Below are 26,217 nucleotides of genomic sequence, written 5' to 3'. Positions count from 1 at the left end.
CGTGCCATGAAGGCCGACCGCCTGCTCTCGATCCTGCTGTTGCTCCAGACCCGCGGCCTGGTGTCCGCCACCGAACTGGCCGAGCGCCTGGAGGTGTCGGTCCGCACCATCTACCGCGACGTCGAGGCGCTCTCGTCGGCCGGCGTCCCGGTGTACACCGAGCGGGGCCGGCACGGCGGGATCGCCCTGCTGCCCGGGTACCGCACCGACGTCAGCGGCCTGACCGCCGACGAGGCCCGGGCGCTGTTCGTGCTCTCCGCCCAGGGCGCGCACAGCGATCTCGGGCTGGACGGCGCGCTCGGCTCCGCGCTGCGCAAGGTGATGGCCGCGCTGCCCGCCCCGCACCGCCCGGCCGCCGAGCGGATCAGCGAGCGGATCCTGGTGGACCCGGCCCGCTGGCTCCAGGCCGGCGCACCCGCCGGGCCCGACCTCGGCGAGCTGCAGTACGCCGTCTTCGCCGACCGCCGGCTGCGGCTGCGCTACCGGCACAGCGGCGCGCCGGCCCCGGCCGAGTACACCGTCGACCCCTACGGCCTGGTGAGCAAGGCCGCCGTCTGGTACCTGGTGGCCGATCTGCGCGGTGAGCCCCGGCTGTTCCGGGCCGACCGGGTGCTGGCGGCCGAGGCCACCGAGGAGCCGGTGCGCCGGCGCCCGGGGCTGGGGCTCGGCGAGGTGTGGGCGGTGCTCCGCGAGCAGGTGGAGCGGCTGCCGAAGGAGGTGCTGGTGAAGGTCCGGGTGCGGCGCGGGCGGCTGGACCTGTTCGTCCGGATCCACGGCAGCCGGCTCACCGCGCCGCCGCCGGAGTCGGGCGCGGGCGCCCCGGACGAGTGGGTCGAGCTGGCAATGGGCTTCCCGGCGCTGCCGGCCGTCCGAGCGCTGCTCTCCTTCGGGCCGGACGCCGAGGTGCTCGCGCCGCCGGCCGCCCGGCGGGAGCTGGCCCGGGCCGCCGTCGAGGCGGTCCGGCTCTACCAGGAGTGACCGGGGTGGGGCCGAGTGGCCGTCAGGCCTCGGGAACGGGCCGGACCACGTCCTCGTAGTGGCCGAGCGAGATGGCCGCGAAGTTGTGCAGGCTGTCGGTGCCCTCGGTGAAGTAGCCGTTGTGGCCGGAGGAGCGGGCCGAGGAGATCTGCTCGGCGCCGAACTCGGCCGAGGTCGGGTCGGCGCCGTGGCCGAGCCCGCCGACCTCCAGGTACGGCACGTTGCCGATCCAGTCGCTGCCGTTGCGGGTGGCCCAGACGTGTACGCCGGTGCCCAGTTCGGAGGTGCTCTGCACGCCCATGCCCGGGCTGCCGAACACCATCAGGTCGGTGATCCCGGAGGTGTCGGACGGCGAGGCGGCCGCCCGGGGGATCTCGGGGGCGGCGGTGCCGCAGACCACCGAGCCGTAGGAGTGGCAGAGCAGCGACGGCGGCGCGTCGGGCCGGGTGGTCTCCTTGAGGCCGGCGAGCAGCCGCTCCAGCCGGGGCGCGCCGACATCGGCGAGCCGGGAGGTGACGGCGTCCGGGCCGAGGCCGGAGGGCGTGACGTAGCCGGTCCAGGCGATCACTGCGGTCCGGGTGCCGGGCGACTGCCGCCGCTCCTCGGCGTACAGCGCGCGGGCCATCCCGGCGGGGGAGCGCAGCGGGTCGGCGGCCTGGTCGAAGTGGCCGAGGTCGGCGTCGGAGCCGGGCACGAGGACGGAGATCCGGTCGGCGTCGGTGAGGTCGCCCCAGACCTCGCTGACCAGGCCGCGGCCGCGCGGGTCGAAGGCGAGCACCTGGCGCTCGGGGGCGAGCAGGTGCTCGACGTCGTTGGCGCGGGAGACGGCGAGCGCGCGCAGGTCGGAGTCGAGGGTCCGGTCGGCGGCGCGGGCCCGGGCGCGGTCCCGCTCGGCGGTGAGGGCGATCCGGTTGGCGCGGTAGCGCAGCTCGACCGGGGCGCCGTCGAAGTTGCCGACGACCAGCGGGTAGTCCTGGATCAGCCGGTCCAGCTCGGTGGGCGCCAGCGAGGCGAAGAAGTCGGCGGCGGCGGCCGGCGTGGTGAGGGCCGGATCGGGCAGGGTGCGGTCGAAGGAGTGGTCCTCGACCCAGGCGGCGCTGCCGGCCGGGGGGGTGGAGATCGCCAACTGCTCGGTGGACGCGGCGGCCTGGGCCGCGGCGGCGCCGGCGTCGGCCAGCACGGCGCATCCGGCGAAGGCGCCGATCAGTACACGCTTCCACCGCCGACGGCGCATCGCGTCAACTCCCTAGGGGCCCGTGACCGTTCTGCGGGCGGGGCCCGGAGGTGGTACGACTGCCAACTTCCCTGGGTAAGCGTAGGGGGCGTGGCGCGGTGTCGGGCCCGCTCAAACTGTGGGATGGATCACATGAACCGGCGGTGTCCTTTCGGCGTCACCGGTCCTGCGCCGCGTCGAACTCCCTGACCATGCGCTTGGGAGCGGTGCGGCGCCAGGCCTCGGTGAGCAGCTCGCGCAGCTCCTCCGGGTCGACCAGGTCGAGCCGGACACCGACCCAGCCGTGCCGCCCGACGTACGGGGGGTAGGAGAACACCTCGGGCGCGGCGGCGAGCAGCTCGCTCTGGTCCTCCGGGGAGGCCTTGACGCTGACGCCGGTGCCGTCCGGCGAGCCCATCGCGAAGATCTTCGTGCGGACCCGCAGGGTCTCGATCTCCCAGGTCGGCTGCTGCACGGCCTCCGGCAGGGCGAGCGCCATCGCGCGGAACTCATCGAACGTCACCATGGCGGCAGCGTAGGGCAGTGGACCGACACCGCGCCCCCGGCACGCGTCACGGGCGGGGGCGCGGTGACCGGCTCAGACCAGGGAGGCCCAGCCGTCGCACGAGCGGTCGTCGGCGATCTTGCGGTCCGGGTGTCCACTGCCGTCGGCCACCGAGATCTTGCGGTAGTTCTCGCCGTGGAACACCCAGTACTCGCTGCGGCCGCCGACCCGCTGGACGTCGGGCACCGGCAGGAAGCAGTCCACCCCGGTGATGCCGTCCAGCGAACTCCACCGCGAGAGTTCACGGTCGGTGCGCTCGCAGACGTCGGTGTGCGCGGCGCCGTCCGCCACCGAGATCAGCCGGTACCGCTGGCGGCCGCCGGTGGTGTGGAACGCCCAGTACCAGCTCTTGCCGCCGACCCGCTGCTGGTCGGGCACCGGGAGGAAGCAGTCCATCCGCTCGACGCCGACGAGCGAGTTCCAGGCCGAGAGGCCGCGGTCCGGGCGCTCCAGGGCGTCGGTGTACGTCCCGCCGCCGCAGGTGATCGAGACGGACCGGTACTGCTGGCGGCCGCCGGTGGTGTGGAACACCCAGTACCAGCTCTTGCCGGCCGGGTTCTGCAGATCGGCCATCGGCAGGACGCAGTCGATCCGCTCGACCCCCCGCAGGCAGGGCCAGGTGGTCAGCGCGGTGTCGCGCTCGACCGGGTGGTCGGTGTGCGCGGCGCCGTCCTCGACCGCGATCCGGCGGCACTGCGGGCCGTGGAACGCCCAGAACTGGCTCCGGCCGCCCTTGCGCCACTGGTCCGGGACGGCGACGAAGTCGTCGCACGGGTAGCCCCTGTCCTGCCGCGCGGAGGTCTGGCCGCCCTGCTGACCCTGCGACTGCCCGGTGAGCCGCCCCTCGGCGAGCGCCTTGAGGGTGCTGATGGACGGCGCGAAGGCGTACACCGAGCCCTGGGTCTGCACGAACTGCTGGAAGTGCAGCGGGGTGTGCTTGATCGCGCCGTCCGGGCCACGGCTCTCGAAGTCGACGTCGTCGGCCTCGGTGATCACCGGGTCCTTGCCGGGGACGGGGTTGCGGCCGGGCGGGAAGTCCGGCTGGTCGATCCAGTCGGCCTGGATGAACTCGAACTGCCGGGCGATGTCGGCCTGGTAGCAGACGAAGAGCAGGCCGCGCGGGTCGTCGGGCCCGCCGGGGCCCTCAGAGGCCGGGTCGAACGGGAACCCGTAGGGCGCGCCGCGCCGCATGATCCGCCGGCCGTCGAGCTCCTTGGCGTCGAACGGCGGCCGGCTCGGGTCGGGGGCCTGCAGCCCGGCCCGCGGGCTGGACTTGCGCAGGTGCGAGAAGAGCGGGGTGACCAGGCCCTCCAGGTCGTCCCGGAAGTCGAAGTCGTTGTCCGAGGACGCCTTCGGGTCGTTCGGGACGTCGCGGTCCTGGTGCTTGCAGACCGGCGCCCCGGAGCGCCAGCGGCCGACCAGCCGGGCGGCCAGCCACTCGGCGGTGGCGGTGTCCGGGACGGCCTTGGCCTGCTTGAGCTCCTTCAGCTTGACCGAGACCTGGGACCACCAGCCGGGGACGTCCTGGGAGAGCCGGCGGACGACCTGGAAGGAGCCGTCGCGGGCCCACCCGGGGAAGTCGGTGAAGCTGCCGGGGGCGGGCTGCTCGCCGACGACGAACTCGCCGGCCGGAATGATCCGGGTGCCCGGATGGCCCTCGACCTCCTCCTCGTTCGCCGGGTCCGGCGGGTCGAAGAAGCGGACGCCGGGCTCGCTGATGCCGTCCTTGAAGCCGAAGTGCTCCTTGCCGCGGCGGCTGCCGAGCAGGGTCCTGGCGTTCTGCTGGAAGATGGTGACGATCTTCGCCTCGGCGGCCGCCTCGCGCTGGGCGGTGACGGTGGCGGCGAGGTCCTGCTCGGTGTCCGAGGCGATCGTCAGCACGGCGTGCACCTGCTGGTTCCTGCCGTTGCCGAAGAGCCAGTTCTCCGGGGAGTTGTCGCCGGTGTCACCGAGCGCGCCGGCCCGCTTGGCCGAGCCCTCCTTGAACGCCTCCAGGCCGCTGCCGACCGGCGGGGCCTGTTCGAACGGGTCGGTGGCGGAGAGCTGGCGCATGCCCTCGTAGGTGAGGCTGAGGCCCAGCCAGGTGGCCTTGAGGGTCTTGGGGTCGTCGCCGCCCGAGCTCTTGCGGGCCTCGCTGAACGCCGCGTTGAACTCGGCGACCTGCCGGGTGGTGGCGATCTGCGGGGCGACCGCGCGCAGCCAGTCGCGGGCCCTGGCGGCGTCCTCGAACTTCAGGAACAGCAGGGTGACGTTGTCCTTCTTGAAGCCGGCGACGATGTCGCCCTGGATCTCCTCGCTCCGGCGCAGTCTCAGATCCGTTGCCATGGGGTTCCTCCGTGGGGTGGGTGGGGGAGGCCGGGATCAGGCCGGGGAGCCGAGCTGCACCCACTGCGCGACGCTGGGCACGCCCTTGTCGTTGAGCAGGAAGAGCATGTACCAGCCGGGGGGCGCGGCCTTGGCGTCCGGCGGCGCCTGGAACTCCAGCCGGTTGCCGGCCCGGCTGCTGAGCCGCAGTTCGATCTGGCGCTGGCTGGTGTTGACCGAGTGGGTGGCGGTGGTCGGCGCCAGCAGGACGGCCTTGGCGGCCCGTTCCGGGGTCGAGGTGGTGACCAGGAACTTCTTGTCGTAGCCGACCGGGGAGGTGGGCCCGCGGTCGAGCGAGGGGCGGTTGGCCTGGTGCAGGTAGGCGGGCTCGTAGATCTCGATGGTGCCGTTCATGGTGACGGGTCCGGTCGTGCCGGGGATGCCGCTCACCGTGCCGTCGATGTCCGGGTTGTTGGCGATCTGCTGCAGCTCGTCGCCGGTCACCATGACCCGTCCGTCGGGCAGCACGACGGCGTTGGAGTGGTAGCCGCGCGGCAGCCGCTGGACCGGGCCGAGCTTCCAGTTGCCCTGGTCGTCGCGGAGTTCGACCTGGCGGTACTTGAGGTCGGCGTTCGGGTTGTAGGGGCCGTTGCCGTAGTCCCGGATGTCGTAGGCGCCGTTGACGGTCATCAGCTTGCCGTCGGGCAGCAGGATGGTGTCGTCCTGGGTGCGGCCGAAGGCGCGGGACTTCTCGGCGGTCCAACTGCCGTTGGAGAAGCGCAGGGTGCTCGGGTTGTCGCGGTCCCCGCCGAGGACGAGGGCGGAGTCCGGGCCGTTGACGCCGCCGGGCAGCATGACGGCCGAGCCGTAGTTGCGCTTGCGGCCGTCCGGGCGGGCGGTCAGGTCGCTGCGGGTCTCGTTGACCGGGTCGAACTTCCACTGCTCGGCGGCCTGGCGGCCGAAGCCGTAGATGTTGCCGTCGTTGAGCGAGAACAGGTGCGGGTAGTCCAGGGTGAACGGCGCGTCCGCCTTGAACCGGTCCACCGGGGTGTTCCTCGGCGTCTCGGTCTTCAGGTGCGGCACCGGGTGGCCCTTGGCGGGGAAGCGCTCGACGACCGGGGTCGGGGTGCCCCAGCCGAGCTCGGACTGGCCGGACATGATCAGCTGCCGGCCGTCGGCGCCGGTGACCACCGAGGGGTACCAGCGGCCGACCGACATGTCGGGGTTGCGGGTCCAGGTCTCGGTCCACGGGTCGAAGATCAGCGAGAGCTTGGCGCCGGTGCCGCCGTTGCCGCCCAGGTTGCCGCCGAAGACGCCCAGCATGCCGTTGGGCAGGTAGGAGTGCCCGGCGCAGAAGAACGGCGCCGGGCGCTCCTGGCCGAGGCCGTCCGGCATGTCGACGACCGGCGGCGTGACCTGCTTGAAGGCGGCGGTGCCGGTGCCCTTGGCCGGGTCCCAGAGAAAGGCCCGGCCGGCGTTCTCCCGGCCGATGGTCTGGGTGGGGGCCGGCTCCTTCTCCGGGTTGGTCTCGATCCGTTCGAAGGAGAACAGCAGCACCTTGCCGGTCGGCAGCAGGGCGATGTGGTCGCCGAAGTCGGGGGAGGGGAAGTACGCCTTGAACGCGCCGAAGGTCGCCGGATCGAAGCCGGCGTTGGCGGCGGTCTGGGAGTCCGTCAGCGCCTTCAGCCGGTTGGTCCGGGTGGTCTGCGGGTAGTCGCCGACGCCGCGGACGGCCGCGCGCATCCGGGCGTGCTCCTCGGCGTGCTCCGGGCCGAGCGCGGCGACCTCGTCGTCGCGCATCTCGGCCAGCACCCGGGGCGCGGTGATGTGCGGGGCGGTGTCGGCCGGGACCGCGGCTCCGTCGTGGCCGCCGCCGTGGGCGAGGACCAGGGCGACGGCGGGGGTGGCGGCGGTCAGGACGGTGCCGGTGGTCAGCGCGCAGACGACGGCGGTGGCGACGGCGGCGAGCCGGCGGCCGGATCTCGGCCGTGGTCGGGACAGGGACATGGGACTCCTCGGAAGGGGGTGTGGGGGAGAAGCCGGCGGGTGCGGACGGCCCGGCCGTGGGCGGGCGGGGACGACCGATCGTCGCCGACCGTCACAGGACATCACAGTGCGTGTCGGTCCGCATGCGGATCCATCCCCCGGCCGGGTACGTGTCGCCGACGGACGGGGCGTGGGCCCGTGCGGCTCACGCCCCGTCAGTTCCCCGGCTGCGCCGACCGGCTCACACCACGCCCAGCGCGTACGCGGCGAACAGCGCCGCGGCGGCGCCGGCCACCGTCTTCCAGGGGCGGGAGAACGCCGTCCAGGGGCCGTCGAAGCGGCGGGTGAACCACCCGATCGCGACCAGGACGGCGCCGAACAGCGGCAGCAGCGCCACCCGGGCGGCCGCCCAGGCCAGCGAGTCCGGGGCGCCGGTCAGGCCGGGCACGGTGCCGAGGACGGCCGCGCCCGGCACCGCGACGGCCAGCATCGCGCTCTGGTGCCAGCAGAAGATCGTCATCGCCGAGAGGTTGACCGCCACCACCGGCAGCCAGAGCAGCGGGCGGCGCAGCAGCCGGCCGAGCCGCTCGCGCAGCAGCACCGCGGCGCCGATCTGCACCGCCGCCAGCGCCAGGACCAGCAGGGACGGCGGGTGCGAGTTGGTCCGCCCGGCGCCGGGCACGCCGACCATGCTGGCGGGGTAGTGGAAGACCAGCAGCAGCGTGGCGAACAGCGCGCCGCCGCCGAGCAGCAGCAGGCGCGCGGCCGGACGGCCGAGCCGCCCGTGGGCCCAGAGCACGCCCAGCTGATAGCCGAAGAGCCAGCCCGGCAGGATGTTCAGCAGCCCGACCCAGGACGGCACCGCGTCCGCCCACGGGCCGTAGCGCAGCAGGTCGACCACCGCGACCACGGCCGCCAGGACGCCCGCCGACCAGCCGCGCAGCCGCCGGGCGGCGGCCACGCAGAGCGGGGTCAGCGCGGTCAGCCCCAGGTAGACGCCGATGTACCAGAGCGGCTGCACCACCAGCACCGAGCCGGTCCGGACGGTGTCGCCGGGGACGCCGAGCCGGCCCAGCACCGGGATCAGCAGCGCCCAGACCGCCGCCACCCCGAGGACCGGGCGCAGCAGCCGCACCGAGCGGGCCCGCAGCCAGCCGGCGTGGCCGACCCCGCGGGCGCGGGCCCGCTCCAGCGAGCGGACCGAGGAGTGGCCGCCGACCAGGAAGAACACCCCGAGCATCTGGAGCACCCAGCTGGCCGGGGCGAGGAAGCCGAGCGAGCCGAGCGGGCTGGCGTTGTGCAGGGCGCCGTCGGCGGAGCGGGTGAAGCCGCCGAGCAGCCAGTGGCCGACGGGGACGGCGAGCAGGGCGAGGGCGCGCAGCCCGTCCAGGGCGCGGTCGCGGGTCTCGGGGGTGCGGGTGTCGACCTGGTGCGCGGCGCGGCGCAGGGCGGTCAGCGGGTGGGGCATGGCGTTGCTCCTCGGGAGGTGGTGGGGCTCAGCGGCCGAGCGCGAGGGCGGTGTAGGCGGCGAGCGAGGCGGTGCCCGGGGCGAAGTAGCCGGTGTGGCCGTGGGATCCGGTGGCGGGCAGCGGGCGGGCGCCGAACGCGGGACCGGTCGGATCGGCGCCGTGGCCGAGGCCGAGGAGCGAGACGTTGGGCACGTCGCCGATCCAGTCGGAGCCGTTGCGCCGGGTGGCCCAGAGCGGCACCCGGGGGTCGAGGTCGGCGGCCGAGCCGACGCCCATCCCGGGGGAGCCGAGCACCACCAGGGCGGCGGCCTGCTCCGGCCCGGGGCGGGCCAGGCCGCAGACCACCGAGCCGTAGCTGTGGCAGAACACCGTGGCGGGCGCGGCCGGCCGGGTGGTGACGGCGAGCCCGTCCAGCAGCCGGGTGAGCCGCCGGGCGCCGGCCCGGGCGAGGGTCTCGGTGGCGGCGTCCGGGCCGAGGCCGACCGGGGTGGTGTAGCCGGCCCAGGCGATCACGGCGGTCTGCCGGCCGGTGGCCTCGTACAGGGCGCGGGCCATCCCGGCCGGGGTGCCGTACGGGTCGGTGGGCCGGTCGAAGCTCCGCAGGTCGATGTCCGAGCCGGGCACGACGACGGCCGTCCGGGGTGCGGTGGCCAGGTCGCCGAGGACTTCGGCGACCTGGCCGCGTCCGCGCGGGTCGAAGGCGAGGATCCGCCGGTCGCCGTCCAGCAGGGTGCGGTAGCGCTCGGCGCGTTCGCGGGCGGTGGTGCGGTCCTGCGGGGTGAGCGCCGGGTCGGCGGCGCGGGCGAGTTCGCGGCCGCGCTCCTCGGCCAGGGCCAGGGCGTTGGCCCGGTAGCGGAGGCCGACGGGGGCGCCGTCGAGGTTGCCGACCACCAGCGGGTGGCGGACGGCCAGCGCGTCCTGACGGGCGGTCGGCAGTTCGGCGAGGAAGGCGGCCACCGCGGCGGGGGAGGCGGTGGCCGGGTCGGGCAGCCGGAGGCCGAGGGTGGTGTCGGCGACCCAGCCGGCGGTGCCGGGCGGTGGGCCGGTGACCGGGTGCTGGGTGTCGCAGGCCCAGCCCCCGGCGCCCAGTACGGCGGCCAGGGCGACCGCGGCGGCGGCGACCGTGCGGGCGAAGCGCCGGGGCCGGGGTCGGTGCTCGTTGCGAGGCTGCCGCATGTGCGTGTTCTCCCTTGTCCGTCAGGTGTCGACGGAGAGGAAGGTAGAAACGCGGCGGCCCCGCGGACGTCACTCCGCGGGGCCAACTCCCGGGTGCTACCCGGGTAGCAGGAGGGGAACGGGACGGGCCGGGGCCGGGCCGTCACTGACCCGGCGTCACCAGGCCGGACTCGTAGGCCAGGACCACCGCCTGGGCGCGGTCGCGCAGGTCGAGCTTGGCGAGGATCCGGCCGATGTGGGTCTTGACGGTCTGTTCGGCGAGCACCAGGCCGGCGGCGATCTCCTGGTTGGACAGGCCGCGGGCGATCAGCTCCAGCACCTCGGTCTCCCGGGGGGTCAGGCCGTTCAGCCGCAGCTTGGGGTCGCGGCGCCGGGCCGGCCTGGTCCGGGCGAAGTCCTCGATCAGCCGGCGGGTGACCGAGGGGGCGAGCAGCGCGTCGCCGGCCGCCACCACCCGCACGGCGGCGATCAGGTCGGCGGGGGGCGCGTCCTTGAGCAGGAAGCCGCTGGCCCCGGCCCGCAGCGCCTCGTACACGTAGTCGTCCACGTCGAAGGTGGTCAGCATCAGCACCTTCGGCCGGTGGGCGCCGGGGACGGCCGGGTCGAGCAGCCGGCGGGCCGCCTCCAGGCCGTCCATCACGGGCATCCGGACGTCCATCAGCACGACGTCGGGGTGGGTGCGGCCGCAGACCTCCAGGGCCTGCGCGCCGTCCGCCGCGTCGCCCACCACGTCGATGTCGCTCTGGACGCCGAGCAGGGCGGCGAAGCCCGCCCGCACCATCGCCTGGTCGTCGACGATGATCACGCGGATGGTCATGCGGTGGGCTCCCGGGGGGTGTCGATCGGCAGGACGGCGGCCACCTTGAAGCCGCCGTCGGGCAGCGGGCCGGTGTCCAGCTTCCCATCCAGCAGCCGCACGCGTTCCCGCATGCCGACCAGCCCGTGACCGGTCCCCTCGGCGGCGGCCTCCAGCGACTCGGCACGCGCGGGCGGGGCCCCGTTCACCACGGTGACCAGCAGGGCCGGGCCGTCGACGGCCAGCGACACCCAGGCCTCGGCGCCGGGCGCGTGCCGGACGACGTTGGCCAGCGCCTCCTGGACGATCCGGTAGACGGAGAGGTCGACGGCCTGCGGCAGGGCGTCGACCAGCTCCGGGAGCACCGCCAGCTCGGCCGGCACCCCGGCCCGGCCGACCGTCTCGACCAGCTGGGCCAGTTGCGCGATCCCGGGCTGGGGCGCCTTCTCGGTGCCGGACTCCTCGCTGCGCAGCACCCCGAGCAGCCGCCGCATCTCGGACAGCGAGTCGCGGGCGGTGCCGGCGATGGCGCCGAACTCCTCGGCCGCCTCGGCCGGCACGCCGGCGATCCGGTACGGGGCGCTGGCGGCCTGGACGGCGATCACCGACATGTGGTGGGCGACCACGTCGTGCAGCTCGCGGGCGATCCGGGCGCGCTCCTCCAGCAGGGTGCGGCGCTCGCGCTCGGCCTCGCTGATGTGCTCCTGCTCGGCGAGCAGCCGCTGGGCCTCGGCCCGTTCCCGCAGGGCGCCGCCCAGGACCAGGACGGCCCCGGTCAGGGCCACCGCGAGCAGGCTGTTGTCGCTGCCGACGTCCGCGCCGATGCCGAGCAGCGACAGCGCGAGGCTCGTGGCGGTGGTGGCCAGCCAGACGGAGAGCAGGGTGCGGCGCCGTTCGCGCAGCGCGAGCGGCAGCATCAGCAGCAGGTAGCCGACCACGCCGGGGGCCGGCCACGGCCAGGAGGAGGAGGTGTCCCGGCCGGTGGTGAGGATCAGCAGGGAGGTCAGCAGGTCGGCGGCGCCGATCATCCACCAGGCGGGCAGCGGGCGGCTCACGGCGAGCAGCAGCGGCACGGTCTGGGCGATCGAGAGGGCCGCCGCGAGGCCGACGTTGAGGCCGTAGTCGGTGGCCAGGACGTTGATCCCGCTGGGCAGCAGGGAGCTGATCGCGGCCAGCGCGAGGACGTACGGCAGCCAGCGGACCCAGCGGGCGGCGGCGTGGGCCAGCAGCGGGGTGTGGTCGGTGGACGGGCGGGCGAGCGGGGCGAGCAGACCGGGGAGCAGGCCGCCCCGGGCCGGCCCGGTGGGCGGATCGATCATCCCGTCAGCCTAGGGCGGCCCGTGCCGACGGGCGTCGGACCGGGGACCGGACTCCGCCGTAGTACTCCGGTATGACCCGGTGGCCGCCGGGGCCGCTCCCGGACGGGGTGCTAGGGCCGCCAGTCGCCGGCCAGGGCGGGGCCGAGCTGGTCGAAGTGACGGGTGATCAGCGCGATCATGCCCTCCAGGCCGGACGCCTCGTGGTCGGCGCTCCAGGACAGGTGGGCCGCGCGCAGCACGCTGCCGAAGACCGCGGCCATCACGGTGGGGCGCAGGTCCTCGGCCGGGTCGAGGCCCTCGCGGGCCGCCAGCACCTGGACCACCACCCGCTCCTGCTCGGTGACCCGGCGCAGGTGGGCGGCGAGCAGTGTGGGGGTGTCCTCGATCATCTGCATCAGTTCCAGCGCGCTGGTCACCGAGCCCGGGCCGGTCCGGTGCCGGGAGCCGAGGTCGTGCCAGGACTCGACGATCGCCGCCCGCAGTGCCTGCAGCGGGTTCTCCTCGGCGGGGCGGGCCCGCAGCCGGTCGATGAAGTAGTCCTCGGCGTCGGCCATGACGGCGAGGGCGACCTCGTCCTTGTTGGCGAAGTAGCGGAAGAAGGTGCGCTGCGAGACGTCGACGGCGGCGGCGATCTCGTCCACCGTCGTGCCGGCGAACCCCTGGCTGAGGAAGAGCCGGTGGGCGGCCTCGATCAGGGCGTCCCGGGTGCGCTGCTTCTTGCGCTCGCGCAGGCCGGGACCGGCGCCCTCGGCCGGCCGGACGGCCGGGGCGGTGGCGAGGGGCGAGCGCTGAGCGGCCATGGCGGGGGCCTTCCGGACGGCGAGGCGGAGGGGGGTACTGGTGCACAACTGTAGCGGTCTGACAAATGTCAGTCCCCGCAACAAGGCAGAGTTTGCCAAATGTCAGTTGCTGACATAATCTCCGGAGCGTGGCGCCCCCAGGCCGGGTAACTCGTGGGGACGGGTGGGCCCGGGGCGCCACGACCACGTCTGTTCGCTGCCATGCCCCCGGAGGGCCCCAGATGAGCCAGTCCGTCGTCAAGAGCACCAAGGCGGACGACCCGCCGCAGCCCGACTCGTCCTCCGGGGGCGGCCTGAAGGGGCATCCCTGGCTGACCCTGCTGACCGTCGCCGTCGGCGTGATGATGGTCGCGCTGGACGGCACGATCGTCGCGATCGCGAACCCCGTCATCCAGGCCGACCTCAAGGCCGCGCCGTCCGAGATCCAGTGGGTGACCAGCGGTTACCTGCTCGCCCTCGCGGTCTTCCTGATCACCGCCGGCAAGATCGGCGACCGCTTCGGCCACAAGCGGACCTTCCTGGTCGGCGCGGCCGGCTTCGCCGCCACCTCGGCCGCGATCGCCTTCGCGGGCAACATCGAGACGGTGATCGCCTGCCGCGTCCTGCAGGGCCTGTTCGGCGCGCTGCTCCAGCCGGCCGCGCTCGGCCTGCTGCGCGGGGCCTTCCCGGTCGAGAAGCTCAACATGGCGATCGGCATCTGGGGCGGGGTGATCGGCGCGTCCTCGGCGGCCGGTCCGATCGTCGGCGGTCTGCTGGTCGAGCACGTCAGCTGGCAGTCGGTGTTCTTCATCAACATCCCGGTCGGCCTGCTCACCCTGGCCCTCGGCATCTGGATCCTGCGGGACGTCCGGGCCGAGAAGGCGGCCAAATCCTTCGACGTCCCCGGCATCGTGCTGCTCTCGCTGGCGATGTTCGCGCTGGTCTTCGGCATCATCAAGGCGCCCGAGTGGGGCTGGGGCGACACCAGCACCCTGCTCTTCCTGGGCGGCGCGCTGGTCCTGATGACGGCCTTCGCGCTCTGGCAGCGGGTCGCCCGCGAGCCGCTGATCCCGCTCAGCCTGTTCCGCTCCGTCCCGCTGTCGGCCGCCACGCTGCTGATGGTGCTGATGGCCTTCTCGTTCTTCGGCGCGATCTTCTTCGTGACCTTCTACCTGCAGAACGTCCACGGGATGGCGCCGGTCGAGGCCGGCGTCCACCTGCTCCCGATGACCGGCATGATGATCATCGGCTCGCCGGTGGCGGGGCTGGCCATCGGCCGGCTCGGCCCGCGGGTCCCGATCGTGGCCGGCATGCTGATCACCACCGTGGCGATGTTCGGGATGTCCACCCTGGACGAGGGCTCCGGCGCCGGGGTGATGTCGCTCTGGTTCGTCCTGATGGGCCTGGGCATGAGCCCGGTCATGGTCGGCGCCACCGAGGTGATCGTCGGCAACGCGCCGATGGAGCTCTCCGGCGTGGCCGGCGGCCTCCAGCAGGCCGCGATGCAGGTCGGCGGCAGCCTCGGCACCGCGGCACTGGGCGCCCTGATGGCCGCCAAGGTCGGCGACGTGCTGCCCGGCAAGTGGGCCGAGGCCGGCCTGCCGCCGGTCCAGGGCGCCGAGGCCGAGGGCCTCAAGCAGGCGGCCCAGCTCGGCTTCGCCCCGCCCGCCCCGGCGGGGACCCCGGCCGAGGTGGTCGACGCGATGGCCGGCGCCGTCCACCAGTCCTTCCTCAGCGGGATGTCGCTCGCCTTCGCGGTGGCGTCCGTGGTGGCCTTCGCCGCCGCCCTGCTCGGGCTGCTCGCCCGCCGGGGCAAGGGCGAGGCCGGCCCGGCCGTCCACATCTGACCGCCCGCGCACCGCGAAGCCGGTGGCCCCGGACTCCCTCGGGAGTCCGGGGCCCCCGGCTTCGCGCGTCGGCCTTCCGGGTCAGCCCGCCGCGCGGCGCAGCTCCACCAGCTCCACCAGCGGCACCACGCGCCCGGCCCGCGCCCGGTAGGCGGCGAACGCCGGCTGGGCGGCGATCTGGGCCGCCCAGAGGGCCTCGTACCGCTCGCCGCCGGTCACCGGGACGGCCAGCGCCGGGTAGCGCTCGGCGCCGAGCTCGACGGTGACCTCGGGGCGGGCGGCCAGGTTGCGGTACCAGTCCGGATCGGCCGGGGCGCCGCCGTTCGAGGCGAAGACGACGGGTCGGCCGCCCTCCGTCAGATGGACCAGCGGGGTGGTGCGCGGCTCGCCGCTGCGCCGGCCCCAGGTGGTGAGCAGCAGCAGCGGGGTGCCCGCGAAGGAGCCGCCGACCGTGCCGGCCGAGGCCCGGAACTCGGTGATCACACCGCGGTTGTACGCGTTGCCGCCGGCGGCGGGCTCGGGGTGGACGGCGTTCATGGGAGACCTCCTGGGGTGGTCCGGTTCGTCTGGGAACGACCCTAGGAGCTCACACCTGTGTGAGGTTCAAGGGGATGTGACGGAGGTCACGCCGGGGATCCGGCGGCGGGAACGGCGAAGGGCCGGACCTCCACGGAGGAGGTCCGGCCCCTGGGTTCACCGGTTCACCGGCTCACCGAGCGCTCAGGCGTCGCCGCCGGCGGCACCCGGGTCGGCCGCGGCCACGTCCAGCAGCTGGTAGCGGTCGATCGCGTCCTTCAGGGCGCTGCGGTCGATCTTGCCCTGCTTGGCGAGCTCGGTGAGCACGCCCAGGACGACCGACTGCGCGTCGATGTGGAAGAAGCGACGGGCCGCGCCACGGGTGTCGGCGAAGCCGAAGCCGTCGGCACCCAGCGACTGGTACTGCCCCGGCACCCAGCGCGAGATCTGGTCCGGCACCGCGCGCATCCAGTCGGAGACGGCGACGAACGGGCCCTCGGCGCCCTGCAGCTTCTGCGTCACGTAGGGGACGCGCTGCTGCTCCTCCGGGTGCAGGAGGTTGAACTCCTCGGCCTCCACCGCGTCGCGGCGCAGCTCGTTCCAGGAGGTCGCGGACCAGACGTCGGCCTTGACGTTCCACTCCTCGGCGAGGACGCGCTGGGCCTCCAGGGCCCACGGCACCGCCACGCCGGAGGCGAGGATCTGGGCCGGGATCTGGCCGGCGGTCGCCGGGGCGTACCGGTGCAGACCCTTGAGGATGCCCTCGACGTCGACGTTCTCCGGCTCGGCCGGCATCTTGATCGGCTCGTTGTAGACGGTCATGTAGTAGAAGACGTCCTCGCCGTGCGGGAACTCCGCCGACGAGCCGTACATCCGCCGCAGGCCGTCCTGGACGATGTGCGCGATCTCGAAGCCGTACGCGGGGTCGTACGCGACGACGCCCGGGTTGGTCGAGGCCAGCAGGTGCGAGTGGCCGTCCGCGTGCTGCAGGCCCTCGCCGGTCAGCGTGGTCCGGCCGGCGGTGGCGCCGATCACGAAGCCGCGGGCCAGCTGGTCGGCCATCTGCCAGAACTGGTCACCGGTGCGCTGGAACCCGAACATCGAGTAGAAGACGTAGACCGGGATCAGCGGCTCGCCGTGGGTGGCGTAGGAGGAGCCCGCGGCGATCAGCGAGGCCGTGCAGCCCGCCTCGGAGATGCCGTCGTGCAGCATCTGGCCGGTCGGGGACTCCTTGTACGCCAGCAGCAGCTCGCGGTCGACCGACTCGTAGGTCTGGCCCAGCGGGTTGTAGATCTTCGCCGACGGGAACAGCGAGTCCATGCCGAAGGTGCGGTACTCGTCGGGTGCGATCGGCACGAAGCGGTTGCCGATGCCCTTGTCCCGCATCAGGTCCTTGAGCACCCGGACGAACGCCATGGTGGTGGCGATGGTCTGGTTGCCCGAACCCTTCTTGACCGCCTTGTACGCGTCGTCGCCCGGCAGCTCCAGCTGACGCGGCCGCACCTTGCGGGTCGGCACGTAGCCGCCCAGCTCCTCGCGGCGGTCGTGCATGTACTGGATCTCCTCCGAGTCACGGCCCGGGTGGTAGTAGGGCGGGTAGCCCTCCTCCAGCTGCTTGTCCGTGATCGGGATGTGCAGGCGGTCGCGGAAGCGCTTCAGGTCCTCGACCGTCAGCTTCTTCATCTGGTGCGTCGCGTTGCGGCCCTCGAAGTTGGGGCCGAGCGTCCAGCCCTTGACCGTCTGGGCCAGGATGACCGTCGGCTGACCGGTGTGCTCGCGGGCCGCCTTGAACGCCGCGTAGACCTTGGCGTGGTCGTGGCCGCCGCGACCCAGGTGCTGGATCTGCTGGTCGGTCATGCTCTCGACCATCTTGCGCAGCCGCAGGTCGCCGCCGAAGAAGTTCTCGCGGATGTACGCGCCGGTCTCGGTGGCGTACGTCTGGAACTGGCCGTCGACCGTGGTGTTCAGCTTGTTCACCAGGACGCCGTCGCGGTCCTGTGCGAGCAGCGGGTCCCAGCTGCGGTCCCAGACCAGCTTGATGACGTTCCAGCCGGCGCCCCGGAACTGGGACTCCAGCTCCTGGATGATCTTGCCGTTGCCGCGGACCGGGCCGTCCAGGCGCTGCAGGTTGCAGTTGACCACGAAGGTCAGGTTGTCCAGGCCCTCACGCGCGGCGAGCGACAGCTGGCCCAGCGACTCCGGCTCGTCCATCTCGCCGTCGCCGAGGAAGGCGTACACGTGCGAGGCGGAGGTGTCCTTGATGCCCCGGTGCTCCAGGTAGCGGTTCATCCGGGCCTGGTAGATCGCGCCGAGCGGGCCGAGGCCCATCGAGACGGTCGGGAACTCCCAGAAGTCCGGCATCAGCCGCGGGTGGGGGTAGCTGGAGAGGCCGTAGGGCGCCTTCGACTTCTCCTGGCGGAAGGCGTCGAGCTGCTGCTCGGACAGTCGGTCCAGGAGGAAGGCGCGGGCGTAGATGCCGGGGGAGGCGTGACCCTGGAAGAAGATCTGGTCGCCGGACTCGCCCTCGGCGTCCTTGCCACGGAAGAAGTAGTTGAAGCCCACGTCGTAGAGCGACGCGGAGGAGGCGAAGGTGGCGATGTGGCCGCCGACGCCGATGCCCGGACGCTGCGCCCGGGAGACCATGACGGCCGCATTCCAGCGGGTCGCGTTGAGGACCTTGCGCTCGATCTCCTCGTTGCCGGGGAAGAACGGCTCGTCCTTGGTGGCGATGGTGTTGATGTAGTCCGTGCTGCGCATCTCGGGCACGGCGACACGCTTCTCGCGGGCGCGCTCGATCAAGCGGAGCATCAGGTAGCGGGCACGCTCGCGCCCCCGCTCGTCGATGGCCGCGTCAAGCGACTCCAGCCATTCCGCGGTCTCCTCGGGATCGAAGTCCGGGACCTGACTCGGAAGGCCGCCAATGATGATCGGGTTGCGATCGGATCCGGAAGCCACGCTGTTCCTTCACTGTCGGTCGAAACTGAGGTGTGTCGCGCCGCCTCCATCGTGCTACCGCGCTCGGAGATCCGTCATCTCTACCGATCGGTAACCGCTGCGCCCGGTAGGCGGAGCGGTCTGGCGGCGCGCGGAGCAGGCGCTATTGCCTGCGCCCCGCACCACCGGGTGTTACGAACAGAGGTGGTCCGACCTGGTTGCCCGATCGTCCGATGGCGGGCGGTCGGGGTGAGGGCCAACAGGAGACTCTACGCCCGCGCACGCGCGGACCCGAATGCCGTTCGCATCTCGGGCACGCGTACGGCCTGTGGACCGGGGTCACCCGAAGCATCCTTGTCCCATGCAGAGAAGGGCAAATCGGTGTGATTCACGACACGTCGACCGGCGTGTCCCCCTGCGACACGTCAACCTTTGGAGGGGATCGGGGGTCGGGTACTTGCGCGAACCGCCGCGCCCGTGTGGACTACGGCCACAGCCTCGGCATGGATGCCGAGCCGAATACTGGAGGTTATTCCCGTGAGCGCGACCGCGGACCCCGCGGACAAGTCCAACCCGGCCCACCGTCTCGGATTCGAGAAGGACCAGATCATCCAGGAGCTGGGGTACGACGAAGACAGTGACCAGGAACTCCGCGAGGGCATCGAGGAGATCACCGGGACAGATCTCGTCGACGAGGACTACGACGACGTCGCCGACGCCGTCCTGCTGTGGCACCGCGACGACGACGGAGATCTCACCGACTCCCTCGTCGACGCCCTGGAATACCTGGCCGAGGGCGGCCTGATCTGGCTTCTGACGCCCAAGACCGGCCGGGACGGCCACATCGAGGCGTCCGACATCGCCGACGCGGCCCGGACCGCCGGCCTCTCGCAGACCAGCTCGATCGCCATCGCCAAGGACTGGGCCGCCACCCGGTTGGCGACCAAGGCCGCCAAGGCGGGCAAGCGCTGACCGCCCCTCGCGCCTGAGCCGCGATCCAGGGCCGGGCCCCGTTGGAGCTTCCTCCAGCGGGGCCCGGCCGTTTCGCGTTCCGGGCTGGATCCCCTGCCGGGGGTCGCGTTCGCCGAGGGCGAAAGCGGCCGCCCCGAGCGCCGGCCGCCTCACCCGTTCGGCCGAATCGGGGTCGGCGAATGCAAGGATGGCGCTCGCCGCGCCCGCCGCGCGGCCCTGTCGCGTCAGAAAGGTCCCACCATGGCCATCGAGGTCGGCACCGAGGCTCCGGACTTCGAGCTGAAGAACCAGCACGGCGAGCTGGTCAGGCTCTCCGACTTCCGGGGCGAGAAGAACGTCGTCCTGGTCTTCTACCCGTTCTCCTTCACCGGCGTCTGCACCGGCGAGGTCTGCGCGATCCAGAAGGAGCTGCCGCGCCTGCAGAACGACGAGGTCCAGGTGCTCGGCGTCTCCAACGACTCGCCGTTCACCCAGCGCGTCTTCGCCGAGCAGGAGGGCCTGGAGTACCCGCTGCTCTCCGACTTCTGGCCGCACGGCGAGGTCTCCCGCGCCTACGGCGTCTTCAACGAGGAGAAGGGCTGCGCGGTGCGCGGCACCTTCGTGATCGACAAGGCCGGCGTGGTCCGCTGGAGCGTCGTCAACGACCTGCCGGACGCCCGTGACGAGCAGGAGTACCTCAAGGTCCTCGGCGCGCTCTGAGGCCCCCGCGCGCCCCTTCCCGGGGGCGCCGGACGGGCCCGGCGGGCTGCGGACGGACCGCGGGGCGGGCCCCCGTGCGGATTCGAACAGCCACGCCGGGCCGTTCTCCGGCCAGGACGGGAACCCGGCACTACGATCGGTCCGTTGGCTGGTCAGAGGCTCGGCGCAATCGTCGCCGCACCTCCGACCGCACCACGGGGGCACCAGCGTGTGCCTCCCGAATCTTGGAGGACAAGTGGGTGTCAGCCTGAGCAAGGGCGGCAATGTCTCGCTCACCAAGGAAGCCCCTGGCCTGACCGCCGTGGTCATCGGCCTTGGCTGGGACGTCCGTACCACCACCGGCACGGACTTCGACCTGGACGCCAGCGCCCTGCTCTGCAACGACCAGGGCAAGGTCGACAAGGACGGCAACTTCGTCTTCTTCAACAACCTGAAGAGCCCCGAGGGCTCGGTCGAGCACACCGGCGACAACCTGACCGGGGCCGGCGAGGGCGACGACGAGGCCATCAAGGTCGACCTGGCGACCGTGCCGGCCGATGTGCAGAAGATCGTCTTCCCGGTGTCGATCTACGACGCCGAGAACCGGACCCAGAACTTCGGCCAGGTCCGCAACGCGTTCATCCGCGTGGTGAACCAGGCCGACAACAAGGAGCTGGCCCGGTACGACCTCTCCGAGGACGCCTCGACCGAGACCGCGATGGTCTTCGGCGAGCTGTACCGCAGCGGCGCCGAGTGGAAGTTCCGCGCCATCGGCCAGGGGTACGCCTCCGGCCTGCGCGGCATCGCCCAGGACTTCGGCGTCAACGTCTGAGCCGGGCGGCGGGCCCACCGGGCCTGACGGAGCACCACCGGGCCGGGGCCGGCCGCGGACGCGAGGGCGTCGGCGGCCGCCCCGGCTTCGTGCTGTCCGGGGCCGTGTCGCTCGGGTCCGTGCTGTGCGGCTTCGTGGCGCCCGGGGCGGGCGGCGGGTGGGGACCCGGCCCGGGGGTCACCGGTTCGTGCGCCCCGGCTTCGAGCCGGTCCGGCGCACTGGAAGGATAGGAGTTCAGGAAGTTCAGCCGGCCGAAGGAGGCCGGGCGGGGCCACGGGGGAATAGACCTTGAGATGCGCCCCGGGAGGAAAAGGGAGGAAGGACAGCCATGAGTGTCACGCTCGCCAAGGGTGGAAACGTCTCGCTCACCAAGGCCGCGCCGAATCTGACGCAGGTCCAGATCGGCCTCGGCTGGGACGCCCGCTCGACCACCGGTGCGCCGTTCGACCTCGATGCGAGCGCGCTGCTCTGCTCGGGCGGCCGGGTGCTCGGTGACGAGTACTTCGTCTTCTACAACAACCTGAAGAGCCCCGAGGGCTCGGTCGAGCACACCGGTGACAACCTCACCGGCGACGGCGACGGCGACGACGAGGTCGTGCTGGTCAACCTGGACCTCGTCCCCCCGCAGGTGGACAAGGTGGCCTTCCCGGTGTCGATCTACGACGCCGAGTCGCGCCTGCAGAACTTCGGTCAGGTGCGCAACGCCTACATCCGGGTGGTCAACTCCCTGGACGGGCAGGAGATCGCGCGGTACGACCTGACCGAGGACGCCTCCAGCGAGACCGCGATGATCTTCGGCGAGCTGTACCGCTACGCGGGCGAGTGGAAGTTCCGCGCGGTGGGCCAGGGGTACGCCTCGGGTCTGCGCGGCATTGCCCTCGATTTCGGCGTGAACGTACAGTAACGGCGGCCCGAGACCCGCGTCCGACGCGGTCGACGTCCTCGGCGCCATGAACTCGAAAGGTAACCAAGTCCCGTGTTCCTCCGCACCTTCGGCTGGTCATTCGCGATCACCGTCATCGGGCTGATCGCAGCCGGCCTGCTCTGGGGAGCTGAAGGATTCGGCATCGTGCTGATCCTCTCCATCCTGGAGATCTCCCTGTCGTTCGACAACGCGGTGGTCAACGCCACGGTGCTGAAGCGGATGAACCCGTACTGGCAGAAGATCTTCCTCACCGTCGGCGTGCTGATCGCCGTCTTCGGTATGCGGCTGATCTTCCCGCTGCTGGTCGTCGGCCTCACCGCGCACCTCAGCCCCGCAACCGTCATCGACCTCGCGCTCAACTCCGACAAGACCTACGAGGGTTCCACCTACGCCCAGTACCTGGAGGCCGCCAACCCGGCCATCGCGGCGTTCGGTGGCGTCTTCCTGCTGATGATCTTCCTCGACTTCATCTTCGAGGAGAAGGACTACAACTGGCTGGCCTGGATCGAGCGTCCGCTGGAGAAGGTCGGCAAGCTGGAGGCCTTCTCGACGGTCGTCGCGCTGGTCACGCTGCTGCTGGCGTCCAACTTCTTCGCCGGGGAGCACGCCGAGACGGTGCTGCTCGCGGGTGTGCTCGGCCTGGTCACCTACCTCGCCGTCAACGGGCTCTCCTCGATCTTCGAGGCGGGTCTGGAGGAGGAGGCCGAGGAGGAGGAGGAGAAGTCCGGCAAGTCCGGGAAGTCCATCGTCCAGGTGGGCGGCAAGGCCGCGTTCTTCCTCTTCATGTACCTGGAGGTGCTGGACGCGTCGTTCTCCTTCGACGGCGTGGTCGGCGCGTTCGCGATCTCCAGCGACATCTTCCAGATCACCCTGGGCCTCGGCATCGGCGCGATGTACATCCGCTCGCTGACCGTCTACCTGGTCCGCCAGGGCACCCTCGACGACTACGTCTACCTGGAGCACGGCGCGCACTACGCGATCGGCGCACTCTCGGTGATCCTGCTGGTCGGCATCGAGTACCACATCCCGGAGATCGTCACCGGCCTGATCGGTGTCGCCTTCATCGGCCTCGCCCTCGGCTCGTCGATCCTGCGCAACCGCAAGGAGGCCGCCGCGGGCGGCGGCGGGGACGACCACGAACTGGCGAGCGCCGGCAAGTAGCGCTCCGCACCCGGGGCCGTCGCCCCGGGGCCCGACGAGAACGGCCGCCCCCTCCGGTGAGGGGGCGGCCGTTCTGCGTGCGTGGTGCTCGGTTCGGTTGTCCCCGCTGCGGGAGGGTCAGCCGAGCTGCTGCTCGATGGCGCGCAGCTTGCGCTCCAGCGAGTCCAGCTTGGGCATCGACAGGGTGTCGTCGTCGGCCGTCAGGTCGATGGTCGAGCTGCGGTAGGAGGACGACGAGGAGCCGCTGCCGAGGTAGGACGAGTCGCCGAACGGGTCGGTCGAGGAGGACCCGACGGCGGCCCGCGGGCGGCGGCCGGCCTCCAGGGCGCTCAGCGAAGCGGGCTCCAGCACGGAGCGGCCGGTCTGGGAGGTGGCGTCGGCGTCAGCGGCTAGGGCAGGCTCCGAAGCGTTCGGGCCGTCTCCGGCAGCGGTGAGCGCGGGCACCTGACGGCCGCCGCGGGCCCGGGCCAGCATCCCGCTCTGGCGGGAGATGGCCTTGAGCTCGGCGCGCTCGCGGCGGTCGGCGCTGCGGGCACGCAGCTTGGCGGCCTCCTTCGTCTGGCGCTCCTCGCGGACCTCCTCGACCGCCTCGTCCAGGCTGCGGACGTTCTCCAGCAGCATCAGCGACCAGGCGGCGTAGGTCTCGCGGGGGGCGCGCAGCCAGCGGACGATCCGGATCTGCGGCAGCGGACGCGGGACGAGGCCCTGCTCGCGCAGCGCGGCCTTGCGGGTCTGCTTCAGCGCCCGGTCGAACAGGATCGCGGCCGAGATGGACATCCCGGAGAAGAACTGCGGGGCGCCGTCGTGGGACACGCCGCGCGGGGCGTGCACCCAGTTGAACCAGGCCGAGGCGATCGCGAACACCCAGACCAGCAGGCGCGAACCGAGCGCCGCGTCACCGTGGCTGGCCTCGCGCACGGCGAGGACGGAGCAGAACATCGCGGCGCCGTCCAGGCCGAACGGGACGAGGTACTCCCAGCCGTTGGACAGGCCCAGGTTCTCCTTGCCGAAGCCCACCAGGCCGTGGAACGAGAGCGCGGCGGCGACGCCGGCGCAGCAGAACAGCAGGACGTAGGAGGAGATTCCGTAGATCATCTCCTTGCGCCGGCGGCGCTCCTCGGTGCGCTCCCAGGAGTCACCCGAGTCCTCGTTCTTGGTCGTGTTCTTGAAGCGCAGCGTCGCCACCAGGATGGCGGTGAACAGCAGGGCTGCGCCGCCGATGACGGTCCAGACCAGCTGTATGGAGGTCAGGTTCATTGCGGGTCGGGCCTCGGGTTTCCGCAGGGGACAGGTCACAGTGCGACACAGACGATCAGATCCCGTCGCCGGGACAGGGCCTGACGGTGCGTCCTCGCCGCCGGGCGCCCACCGCGCCCGGGCAGGGGCGGTCGGGACACCTGTGCGGCTAGACGATATCGCGTCCGAAGGGGCGGCATGTTACGGGAGGGGACCTTCGTCCCGCCAGCCGACCCGCCGTCGGCTCCCGGCCGCCCTCGGGTGGTCGGCCGGTGGTCCGCCGGTGTCCCGCCGGTGCACTCTCGGTGTCCGGTTCACGTGGCTGGGTAAGCAGTTCGGGTACCCGGCGGGCGGGCTGATGCCGGATCATTGGGCGACGGACCGCCGGACCGACCGGCGGCCCTGGGGGAGGACTGGGATGGCCTCGATTTGGGAGTACCTGCGCGGGGAGCGGAACACCCTGGACCCGGGCGGGCAGCACAAGATCACACTCACCAAGTCGACACCGCAGCACGCGATCACCGGGGCCGCGGCCACCACCGGCTACCTCTACGTCAACCTGCACTGGACCACCCGGATAGGAGCGCCGCGCTCCTCCGGCCGGGACGCGCTCAAGCGCTGGTTCAGCCCGCGCATCCTCAGCCCGATGGAGCCGGACGCGCAGCAGGGGGCCCAGCTCAACGTCGACCTCGACCTGGCCTGCATGTACGAACTGTCCGACGGCAGCCGGGGCGTGGTGCAACCGCTCGGCGGCTACTTCGGGGACCTCCAGCGCGCGCCCTTCGTCAAGCTCAGCGGCGACGACCAGTACGGGGCGCCGTCCGGCGAGACGATGTACGTGAACCTGGAGAAGAAGGACCAGTTCAAGCGGCTGCTCATCTTCGTCTACATCTACGACGGCACACCCGCGTTCGAGCAGGCCAACGCGGTGGTGACGATCGTGCCGCAGACCGGTCCGCGGATCGAGATCAAGCTGGAGGAACGCGCCCCGGCCGCCCGTTCCTGCGCGGTGGTGCTGATCGAGAACTCCGGGGACAACCAGCTGACGGTGCGCCGCGAGGTGCGCTACGTCAACGGTTTCCAGGCGGACATCGACCGGCTGTACGGCTTCGGGATGCAGTGGCAGCGCGGGTACAAGGGCCCGTCCGGGCCGGAGTAGCGGCCCCGCGCGGCGGTCAGCGGGGCTGGAACTGCGGGCCCTGCGGCGGCAGCGCGAACTCCTCGGGGGTGGCCGGGGGCTGCGGGGCCGGCGGCGCGGGCTGCTGGGCCTGCTGCTGGGACGGCGGCGCGGTGGCCGACTGGGGGTAGCCGTAGCCGCCCTGCTGCTGCGGTGCGGGCTGCGGCGGGTACCCGTAGGTGCCCTGCTGCTGCTGCGGGTAGGGCTGCTGCGGTGCCTGGTGGGCCGGCTGCGGGTAGCCGTACCCGGGGCGCGGGGTCTGCTGGGGATAGCCGTAGCCGCCCTGCTGGGGGCCGGGCTGCGGGTACCCGTACCCCGGTTGCCGGGCCGGGGGCGCGGGCGGGACGGTCGGCGCGGTCGTCGGCATCGCGGGCGGCGCCTGCGGCGGCGGGGGAGCGTGGGCGGGTACGGCCGGGGCCGACGCGGGCGGCTGCGGGGCGGCGGCCTGCGCGGCGCCGAGCGGGACGGCGGGCGCCAGGGTGTACGTGCCCGGCTCGGGGCGGGCGACGGGGCGCGGGTCCGGCACGGCGGCGCGCGGGTCGGCCGCCGGCGCGTGCGGGCCCGGCCGGTCGGCCGGACCGGCGCCGCGGGAGTCCGCCGCGCCGTCCTCGACGGTGATCCCGAAGTCGGTGGCCAGGCCGATCAGCCCGGACGCGTAGCCCTGGCCGACGGCCCGGAACTTCCACGACCCGGCCCGGCGGTAGAGCTCGCCCGCGACCAGCGCGGTGACGTCGTCGTTCTCGGGCATCGCGAACTCGGCGAGCGCGGCGGCGCCCTCTCCGGCGCCGGCGTCGAAGAGCAGCAGGCGCAGCCCGGTCACGGAGCGGAACGATCCGCCCTCGGAGGAGCCGGCCAGCACCACCCGGTCCACCTCGGGCGGCAGCTTGGCGAGCTCCGCCTCCACGGTGTCGGCGATCTCGGCGCCGGCGGCGGTCTGCTGCTTGGGCAGGTGGCGCACCAGGCCCGACGGGTGCCTCGGCTGGTTGTAGAAGACGAAGTCGGCATCCGAACGAACCCTGCCCTCGGCGCCGAGGAGCAGCGCGGAGGCGTCCACGTCCGGCGCACCGGGCGTGGCGCTCCAGCGCAGCACGGCGCGGACCGCCGCCACCGGCAGTGCGATGTTGGCGCCCTTGGCCATCACGTGCGTCATAGCGGACCATCCTGCCTGTTCGCCACCCCTTCGGACAACGTGGCCGGAGGGGGCGCGGCCATCGGACTTTGCCAATGCTTGCGGTTTGTGAAGCGGAGGGTAATCTTCCGAGAATTCGATGTTTCCGAATCGCATTCGACCGGAAGTCGTCCGTACGATAGGCGGCCAGAGGGCCCCGGGGGGTTCGGCGAGGGGGATCAGCAG

Annotated in this window: 21 protein-coding genes; 8 read left to right on the top strand and 13 right to left on the bottom strand. The window is 72.7% G+C overall.

The features are described 5' to 3' along the window. Nucleotides 1-6: 6 nt before the first annotated feature. Nucleotides 7-978 carry a helix-turn-helix transcriptional regulator gene (locus tag ACZ4UX_RS09460; protein WP_329487491.1) on the top strand — a complete coding sequence of 324 codons (972 nt, stop codon included), beginning with the start codon at nucleotides 7-9 and terminating at the stop codon, nucleotides 976-978. A 22-nt stretch (nucleotides 979-1,000) separates the two neighbouring features. Here the strand turns inward: ACZ4UX_RS09460 and ACZ4UX_RS09455 are convergent, their stop codons facing one another. The 9 genes from ACZ4UX_RS09455 to ACZ4UX_RS09415 form a co-directional block, all read right to left on the bottom strand. Next, complete coding sequence (locus ACZ4UX_RS09455) at nucleotides 1,001-2,212, bottom strand: alpha/beta hydrolase (RefSeq protein WP_465706203.1); 1,212 nt, start codon at nucleotides 2,210-2,212, stop codon at nucleotides 1,001-1,003. 157 nt (nucleotides 2,213-2,369) lie between these two features. Further along, complete coding sequence (locus ACZ4UX_RS09450; protein WP_329487489.1) at nucleotides 2,370-2,717, bottom strand: MmcQ/YjbR family DNA-binding protein; 348 nt, start codon at nucleotides 2,715-2,717, stop codon at nucleotides 2,370-2,372. Nucleotides 2,718-2,789: 72 nt separating this feature from the next. Next, nucleotides 2,790-5,081: a Dyp-type peroxidase gene (locus ACZ4UX_RS09445; RefSeq protein WP_465706202.1), complete on the bottom strand. Its 2,292-nt coding sequence runs from the start codon at nucleotides 5,079-5,081 to the stop codon at nucleotides 2,790-2,792. A gap of 36 nt (nucleotides 5,082-5,117) precedes the next feature. Further along, nucleotides 5,118-7,067 carry a galactose oxidase-like domain-containing protein gene (locus tag ACZ4UX_RS09440; RefSeq protein ID WP_465706201.1) on the bottom strand — a complete coding sequence of 650 codons (1,950 nt, stop codon included), beginning with the start codon at nucleotides 7,065-7,067 and terminating at the stop codon, nucleotides 5,118-5,120. Nucleotides 7,068-7,287: 220 nt separating this feature from the next. Beyond that, the gene (locus tag ACZ4UX_RS09435; RefSeq protein ID WP_465706200.1) at nucleotides 7,288-8,514 is read right to left on the bottom strand and encodes an acyltransferase family protein; all 1,227 of its coding nucleotides are present in this window, start codon (nucleotides 8,512-8,514) and stop codon (nucleotides 7,288-7,290) included. A 28-nt stretch (nucleotides 8,515-8,542) separates the two neighbouring features. Then, nucleotides 8,543-9,691, bottom strand: coding sequence for an alpha/beta hydrolase (locus ACZ4UX_RS09430; RefSeq protein WP_465706199.1), 1,149 nt, complete (start codon nucleotides 9,689-9,691; stop codon nucleotides 8,543-8,545). A gap of 142 nt (nucleotides 9,692-9,833) precedes the next feature. Further along, nucleotides 9,834-10,508 (bottom strand): response regulator transcription factor, encoded by a 675-nt coding sequence (locus ACZ4UX_RS09425; protein WP_352289714.1) that lies wholly within the window; start codon nucleotides 10,506-10,508, stop codon nucleotides 9,834-9,836. Then, complete coding sequence (locus tag ACZ4UX_RS09420; protein WP_465706198.1) at nucleotides 10,505-11,806, bottom strand: sensor histidine kinase; 1,302 nt, start codon at nucleotides 11,804-11,806, stop codon at nucleotides 10,505-10,507. Before ACZ4UX_RS09420 ends, ACZ4UX_RS09425 begins: the two co-directional genes overlap by 4 nt. Nucleotides 11,807-11,916: 110 nt before the next feature. Continuing rightward, complete coding sequence (locus tag ACZ4UX_RS09415; RefSeq protein WP_465706197.1) at nucleotides 11,917-12,606, bottom strand: TetR/AcrR family transcriptional regulator; 690 nt, start codon at nucleotides 12,604-12,606, stop codon at nucleotides 11,917-11,919. A gap of 221 nt (nucleotides 12,607-12,827) precedes the next feature. Here ACZ4UX_RS09415 and ACZ4UX_RS09410 point away from each other — a divergent pair, with 221 nt between their 5' ends. Next, nucleotides 12,828-14,432: an MFS transporter gene (locus tag ACZ4UX_RS09410; RefSeq protein WP_465706196.1), complete on the top strand. Its 1,605-nt coding sequence runs from the start codon at nucleotides 12,828-12,830 to the stop codon at nucleotides 14,430-14,432. 81 nt (nucleotides 14,433-14,513) lie between these two features. Here ACZ4UX_RS09410 and ACZ4UX_RS09405 read toward each other — a convergent pair whose 3' ends face one another. After that, nucleotides 14,514-14,969 carry a nitroreductase/quinone reductase family protein gene (locus ACZ4UX_RS09405; RefSeq protein ID WP_465706195.1) on the bottom strand — a complete coding sequence of 152 codons (456 nt, stop codon included), beginning with the start codon at nucleotides 14,967-14,969 and terminating at the stop codon, nucleotides 14,514-14,516. Between the two features lie 183 nt (nucleotides 14,970-15,152). Next, complete coding sequence (gene aceE, locus ACZ4UX_RS09400; protein ID WP_465706194.1) at nucleotides 15,153-17,903, bottom strand: pyruvate dehydrogenase (acetyl-transferring), homodimeric type; 2,751 nt, start codon at nucleotides 17,901-17,903, stop codon at nucleotides 15,153-15,155. Between the two features lie 516 nt (nucleotides 17,904-18,419). Here aceE and ACZ4UX_RS09395 point away from each other — a divergent pair. The 5 genes from ACZ4UX_RS09395 to ACZ4UX_RS09375 all read left to right on the top strand — a co-directional run bounded on the left by ACZ4UX_RS09395 (nucleotide 18,420) and on the right by ACZ4UX_RS09375 (nucleotide 22,450). Further along, a complete protein-coding gene (locus ACZ4UX_RS09395; protein WP_329487476.1) occupies nucleotides 18,420-18,854 on the top strand; it encodes a DUF3052 domain-containing protein in 435 nt (144 codons plus the stop codon). A 240-nt stretch (nucleotides 18,855-19,094) separates the two neighbouring features. Continuing rightward, complete coding sequence (locus ACZ4UX_RS09390; RefSeq protein ID WP_329487475.1) at nucleotides 19,095-19,553, top strand: peroxiredoxin; 459 nt, start codon at nucleotides 19,095-19,097, stop codon at nucleotides 19,551-19,553. A gap of 235 nt (nucleotides 19,554-19,788) precedes the next feature. Continuing rightward, the gene (locus tag ACZ4UX_RS09385; RefSeq protein ID WP_465706193.1) at nucleotides 19,789-20,364 is read left to right on the top strand and encodes a TerD family protein; all 576 of its coding nucleotides are present in this window, start codon (nucleotides 19,789-19,791) and stop codon (nucleotides 20,362-20,364) included. A 328-nt stretch (nucleotides 20,365-20,692) separates the two neighbouring features. Continuing rightward, the gene (locus ACZ4UX_RS09380; RefSeq protein ID WP_329487473.1) at nucleotides 20,693-21,268 is read left to right on the top strand and encodes a TerD family protein; all 576 of its coding nucleotides are present in this window, start codon (nucleotides 20,693-20,695) and stop codon (nucleotides 21,266-21,268) included. 72 nt (nucleotides 21,269-21,340) lie between these two features. Next, nucleotides 21,341-22,450 (top strand): DUF475 domain-containing protein, encoded by a 1,110-nt coding sequence (locus tag ACZ4UX_RS09375; protein ID WP_465706192.1) that lies wholly within the window; start codon nucleotides 21,341-21,343, stop codon nucleotides 22,448-22,450. A gap of 117 nt (nucleotides 22,451-22,567) precedes the next feature. On the opposite strand, the gene ACZ4UX_RS09370 is transcribed toward ACZ4UX_RS09375, so the two are convergent. Then, nucleotides 22,568-23,707: a DUF2637 domain-containing protein gene (locus tag ACZ4UX_RS09370; protein WP_329487471.1), complete on the bottom strand. Its 1,140-nt coding sequence runs from the start codon at nucleotides 23,705-23,707 to the stop codon at nucleotides 22,568-22,570. Nucleotides 23,708-24,104: 397 nt separating this feature from the next. Here ACZ4UX_RS09370 and ACZ4UX_RS09365 point away from each other — a divergent pair, with 397 nt between their 5' ends. Beyond that, nucleotides 24,105-24,845 carry a Tellurium resistance gene (locus ACZ4UX_RS09365; protein ID WP_465706191.1) on the top strand — a complete coding sequence of 247 codons (741 nt, stop codon included), beginning with the start codon at nucleotides 24,105-24,107 and terminating at the stop codon, nucleotides 24,843-24,845. Nucleotides 24,846-24,861: 16 nt separating this feature from the next. On the opposite strand, the gene ACZ4UX_RS09360 is transcribed toward ACZ4UX_RS09365, so the two are convergent. Next, nucleotides 24,862-26,013 (bottom strand): TerD family protein, encoded by a 1,152-nt coding sequence (locus ACZ4UX_RS09360; protein WP_465706190.1) that lies wholly within the window; start codon nucleotides 26,011-26,013, stop codon nucleotides 24,862-24,864. Nucleotides 26,014-26,217: the final 204 nt, after the last annotated feature.

The sequence above is a fragment of the Kitasatospora sp. NPDC028961 genome (genome assembly GCF_055564815.1).
This window is presented reverse-complemented; position numbering and strand designations above follow the sequence as displayed.